This is a genomic window from Sphingomonas sp. (assembly GCF_031372575.1).
Lineage (GTDB): Bacteria > Pseudomonadota > Alphaproteobacteria > Sphingomonadales > Sphingomonadaceae > Sphingomicrobium.
The window spans coordinates 1-5,336 of sequence record NZ_JANMLM010000023.1 but is presented as its reverse complement, the minus strand read 5'-3'; the positions used below and the strand labels follow the sequence as shown (position 1 = coordinate 5,336).

5 protein-coding genes are annotated in these 5,336 nt (G+C 62.6%); 1 reads left to right on the top strand and 4 read right to left on the bottom strand.

Annotated elements, in window-relative coordinates; genetic code table 11:
• The 3 genes from dnaK to fabD form a co-directional block, all read right to left on the bottom strand.
• A partial coding sequence (gene dnaK / locus RMN73_RS01795; protein ID WP_309601606.1) for a molecular chaperone DnaK occupies window positions 1-1,217 on the bottom strand: 1,217 nt, incomplete at its 3' end.
• A gap of 112 nt (window positions 1,218-1,329) precedes the next feature.
• Window positions 1,330-2,067, bottom strand: a complete 738-nt coding sequence (gene fabG / locus RMN73_RS01790) for a 3-oxoacyl-[acyl-carrier-protein] reductase (protein WP_309601607.1) — start codon at window positions 2,065-2,067, stop codon at window positions 1,330-1,332.
• Complete coding sequence (gene fabD / locus RMN73_RS01785) at window positions 2,067-3,005, bottom strand: ACP S-malonyltransferase (protein WP_309601605.1); 939 nt, start codon at window positions 3,003-3,005, stop codon at window positions 2,067-2,069. The genes fabG and fabD overlap by 1 nt, the downstream gene beginning before the upstream one ends.
• A 76-nt stretch (window positions 3,006-3,081) precedes the next feature.
• Here fabD and RMN73_RS01780 point away from each other — a divergent pair, with 76 nt between their 5' ends.
• Window positions 3,082-4,386 carry an APC family permease gene (locus RMN73_RS01780; RefSeq protein ID WP_309601604.1) on the top strand — a complete coding sequence of 435 codons (1,305 nt, stop codon included), beginning with the start codon at window positions 3,082-3,084 and terminating at the stop codon, window positions 4,384-4,386.
• Here the strand turns inward: RMN73_RS01780 and RMN73_RS01775 are convergent.
• Window positions 4,325-5,336 (bottom strand): aromatic ring-hydroxylating dioxygenase subunit alpha (locus tag RMN73_RS01775; protein WP_309601603.1); only part of this gene is annotated, 1,012 nt, incomplete at its 5' end. The genes RMN73_RS01780 and RMN73_RS01775 overlap by 62 nt on opposite strands.

Genomic DNA, 5,336 nt, shown 5'->3' with positions numbered 1-5,336 from the left:
ACGCCGCCCAGAGTCTCGATGCCGAGGCTCAGCGGAGTCACGTCGAGTAGCAGCACGTCCTTGACGTCGCCCTGCAGCACGCCCGCCTGGATCGCTGCGCCCATGGCGACGACTTCATCGGGATTGACGCCGGTGTGCGGCTCCTTGCCGAAGAATTCCTTCACCACTTCGCGCACCCGCGGCATGCGGGTCATCCCGCCGACCAGCACCACTTCGTCGATCGCCGAGGCGTCGATTCCGGCGTCCTTGATCGCCTTCTTGCACGGCTCGAGCGTGCGCTTGATCAGATCGTCAACCAGTTTCTCGAGGTCCGAGCGGGTGATCGTCTCAACCAGATGGAGCGGCGTGGTCGCGCCGCCTTCCATGCGGGCGGTGATGAACGGCTGGTTGATTTCGGTGGTCTGGGCTGAGCTAAGCTCGATCTTGGCCTTTTCGGCAGCTTCCTTGAGCCGCTGCAGCGCCAGTCGATCGGTCTTGAGATCGATGCCTTCCTTGGCCTTGAACTTGTCGGCCAAGAACTCAACGATCTTGGCGTCGAAATCCTCGCCGCCCAAGAAAGTGTCGCCGTTGGTCGACTTCACTTCGAACACACCGTCGCCAATCTCGAGGATCGAGACGTCGAACGTGCCGCCGCCAAGATCGTAGACCGCGATCGTCTTGCCGTCATTCTTGTCGAGACCGTAAGCCAATGCTGCGGCAGTTGGCTCGTTGATGATGCGCAGCACTTCAAGACCAGCAATTTGCCCGGCGTCCTTGGTCGCCTGACGTTGCGCATCGTTGAAATAAGCCGGGACGGTAATCACCGCCTGGGTGACGGTCTCGCCGAGATAGGCCTCAGCGGTTTCCTTCATCTTCTGCAACGTGAAGGCGCTGACCTGCGACGGGCTGTAATCCTTGCCGCCGGCCTGGACCCACGCGTCGCCATTCTGGCCCTTGACGATCTTATAGGGCACCAGTTCGGTGTCCTTTTTGGTAATCGGATCGTCGAACCGGCGACCGATCAGCCGCTTGACCGCAAAAATCGTATTGTCGGGATTGGTCACCGCCTGACGCTTGGCCGGCTGGCCGATCAGTCGCTCACCGTCCTTGGTGAAAGCCACGACCGACGGTGTCGTGCGCGCGCCTTCCGAATTTTCGATCACCTTGGGCTTGCCGCCTTCCATCACTGCAACGCAGCTGTTGGTGGTGCCAAGATCGATCCCGATCACTTTTGCCATAGTCTTGCCCTCTACTAAACCTTCGGGCCGCACCGATCGATGCGCCCGCGTATTGAATGATTGAAGGCGATATAGGTGTGGGTTTTCAGGCGACAAGGGCAACATAGTGCCCTTACGGCATCGCCATCCCGCCATTCACATGCAGCGTCTGGCCGGTGACATAGCCTGCTTCCTTTGACGCCAGATAGACCACCGCCGCCCCGATATCGTCACCCGTCCCCATCGCGCCCGAAGGTATGCGACCGAGAATGACCACCATCTGGGCCTCATTGAGCGCATCGGTCATCGCCGAGGTCATGAACCCCGGCGCGACGCAATTGACGGTAATCCCGCGGCTAGCGACTTCCTGCGCCACGGCCTTGGACATGCCGATCAGCCCGGCCTTCGACGCAACATAATTGGCCTGCCCCGGATTGCCGGTCACGCCGACCACCGAGGTGACCGAGATGATCCGCCCGAAGCGAGCCCGCATCATCGGCTTGCACGCGGCGCGCATCAGCCGGAACGCGGCTTCCAGATTAACCTGGATGACCTCGGTAAATTCCTCATCCTTCATCCGCATGGTGAGGTTATCGCGGGTAATCCCGGCATTGTTGATCAGGATGTCGAGCTTGCCGAGTGCCTCGACCGAGCGCGGGACAAGCTGGTCGACCTCCGCCGGATCGCTGAGGTTGCAGACGAGCGAGACATGATCGCCGCCCAATTCCGTGGCAAACGCTTCCAATTTGTCGGCATTCGACCCCGACAGCGCCAGCCGGGCGCCTTGTGCGCTTAGTGCCTTGGCGATCGAACTCCCCAGCCCCCCGCTCGCGCCCGTCACCAGCGCGGTCATTCCGGTCAGGTCGAACATCATGCAATCTCCTTGGTCAGCGCCTCGATATCATCGATCGTCACCAAGCTCGTCACCTTCACATCGGGCGTGATTCGCTTGACCATCGGGCCAAGCACCTTGCCGCCAAGCTCGACGATCTCCTCGACTCCCGCAGCAGCCATGTTGGCGACGCTTTCCCGCCAGCGAACCATGCCGGTGACCTGTTCGACCAGTTGATCACGGATAAGGTCGGGGTCGGCCACGGGGGTAGCGGTGACGTTGGCGTAAAGCGGGACAGCCGGCGCTTTGATCTCGGTCCGCCCAAGAGCCTCGGCCATGGCGTCAGCTGCCGGTTGCATCAGCGAGCAGTGGAACGGCGCCGATACCGGCAGCAGGATCGCGCGCTTGGCGCCCATGTCCTTGGCCATCTCGATCGCGCGGTCGATGGCGCCCTTGTGGCCCGAGATGACGACCTGCGACGGGTCATTGTCATTGGCGACGGTGCAGACTTCTCCCTGTGCCGCTGAATCAGCGATTTTCTGCACCAGCTTGAGATCGGCCCCGAGCAATGCCGCCATCGCCCCAATCCCCACCGGCACTGCCGCCTGCATCGCGCGCCCCCGCAGCTTGAGCAATTTGGCCGTGGTCGGCAGGTCGAACGACCCCGCCGCGCACAAGGCCGAATATTCGCCAAGGCTGTGCCCGGCAACGAACTGCGCCGCTTTCTCCAGGCTCACGCCACCCTCTTTGGTCAGTGCCGCGAACACCGCCAGCGCATGCGCCATGATCGCCGGCTGGGCATTTTCGGTCAGCTTGAGTTGGTCTTCCGGACCCTCGCGCATCAAGCGGAACAGGTTCTGCCCGAGCGCTTCGTCGACCTGTTCAAAAACATCACGTGCCGCTCGGCTTGCTTCGCAAAGTGCGGCACCCATACCGACTGCTTGGCTGCCCTGTCCGGGAAAAATAAAGGCGCGCATTCATGCTCCTGTTGCTCTAGCGTTCGCTGCGCGGACTAGGCCGCTCGCGCTTGCCTGCCAAGCCTTTGGGGGATGAATGACCGAAGTACCCAATCAGCGGATGCTGGGGCCGTGGATGACCTTGTCGTTGGTCATCGGCAGCATCATCGGCACCGGAATCTTCCTGTTGCCGGTCTCGCTCGCGCCACTGGGGGCAAGCGTCCCGATCGGCTGGCTGGTGAGCGGTATCGGCGTGATGGCGATCGCATATTGCGCCTCGCGCATCGTCAGTCCCGAAGGCGGCGGCCTGCAGGCCTATGTTGAACAGGAACTGGGCCTGACGATCGGTTTCCTTGTCACCTGGATGACGTGGTGCGCGACGTGGATCGGCATTCCCGCCGTCGGCCTTGCGATCGCAACAGCGTTGGTCCGCATCTTTCCGATCCTGGCGGGCAACGACATCTTGATCGCTTTTGGGTCGCTTGTCGCAGTGCTGTTCCTCAACCTTCGCGGCGTGCGGGCGGTGGGTGAATTCACCCTGGTCACCGTGTTGATCCGCCTGTTCCCACTGGTCGCGGTAATGATCATCGCCGCCCTGGTCGTCGGTCAGGGCGGGCCGGTGCAGCCGATCGATCAGCCGCCGGCAACGCTTGGCAATGTCGCAACCGCAGCGGCCTTGTGCCTGTTCGCGTTGACCGGTTTCGAATTCGCCGTCTCCCCGGTCGGTAAAATCCGCGACCCGAAGCGCAATCTGGTGCGCGGCTTGCTGATCGGGGTCGCTTTAGTGGCGATTATCTATTTCACGACCACCCTGTCGCTCAGCCTGCTCGTTCCCAACAGTGAAATCGCGCAGTCAGGTGCGCCATTCGCCAACGCAATTGCCGCGCGTTGGGGCGAAGGAGCCGCTTTGGCCGCCGCTGGTGCGATCGCGATCAGCGCGATCGGAGCCTTGATTCCATCCACCCTGGCAGTCGGAGAAACGCTCTACTCGATGGCACTGCGCGGTGACGTACCGAAGGTGTTCACGCAGACCAACCGCCACAATGCGCCCTATTGGGCGCTGGCTGCGGGCCTTACTTTGTCGTCACTGTTGCTGTTGCTCAACGCCAGCAAGGGAACGGCCGGCCTGTTCACCTTCATCACCTTGCTGGCGTCGGATGCAGTGCTGTACCTTTATGCCGCCGCCACTGTCGCCGCAGCGATCAAGGACCGGCGGATGACGACCACGATCGCCGCCCTGATTGGCATCGCCTTCGTCGTGTTCGCCTTTTACGGATCGGGGCGCACGGCGTTCCTGCTATCCTTCGCTTTGGTCGGGACAGGGGTGCTGGTCCACTTGATCAAGCGGGCGCGCGGCTCCAACCCGGTGGCGGCGATCGATCCAGTCGGGCCGCAGGGATAAGCCGCCGCAATTTCTGCGCGAAGGAGCGAAGGCAAACTTCGCTGGTGCCAAGCGGCCCGGCGACGTAGCTGGCCGACCCCATCCCGGCCTGGACCCGCGCGATCAGTTCGGTGTCCTCATCGTTTACCCGCCGGTTGATCCGCCAGTTGAGGTAGCGCGCAGCTTTCATTTCCCGCCGATCGTCGGGCAGCGCATAACTGATTTCGCGGATCACCGTCTCGGTCGCGCTGACCGGCAGGAACTGCATGAAGTCGACCTGGTCGGGATAAATATCGAACGCGACGTTGGGGAACAGCTTGTAATAGAGCCATTTCTTGCGGTGCAATTGCGGCAGATGCATCGCCGCGGGCAGGAAGCGCTGATAGGCCCGCTCGCTGACATTATCCGACACATCATCGCGAAGCTCGCCCTCCATCCGGTCGACCCAGTCGCGCGCTTCGATCTTGTACGACCGCCCGAACAAGCGGGTCAGCCCCGGATGCCCGATCGGGATATGCAGCCCGTCCGAATAATTGTCGGCGATCGTTTTCCAGTTAAGCGCGCGCGGCCGGCTAGTTACCCGGCCGATCGCTCGCAATTCCTCGAACCGATACGGCGCAACCTCGGCTTGATACGGCGCCATCATCTCGGCCACCGACGGCGCACCGGGTTCGATCGTCACGAACAGGAACCCGTGCCACCGCTCCAGCGCGACCGGCACCAGCCCGAGCTGCGCCGGATCGAGCCCCGGATATTCCGCCCGATGCGGCACGCCGACCAGATCGCCCGTCCGGCTGTACGACCAGGCGTGATACGGGCAGGTCAGGACCTTGGCGCACCCGCCGGTGCCATCGACCAGCCGCGACCCGCGATGGCGGCAGACATTGGCAAAGGCGCGCGCGTGCCCATCGTCGCCGCGGATCACGATCACGCTCTCGCCAAGATACTCGAAGCTGCGCCAGTCGCCCGGC

Excerpts from the sequence above, each read along its gene's own strand:
- fabG (WP_309601607.1), bottom strand. The coding sequence starts at position 2,067 with ATGTTCGACCTGACCGGAATGACCGCGCTGGTGACGGGCGCGAGCGGG.
- fabD (WP_309601605.1), bottom strand. The coding sequence starts at position 3,005 with ATGCGCGCCTTTATTTTTCCCGGACAGGGCAGCCAAGCAGTCGGTATG.
- RMN73_RS01780 (WP_309601604.1), top strand. The coding sequence starts at position 3,082 with ATGACCGAAGTACCCAATCAGCGGATGCTGGGGCCGTGGATGACCTTG.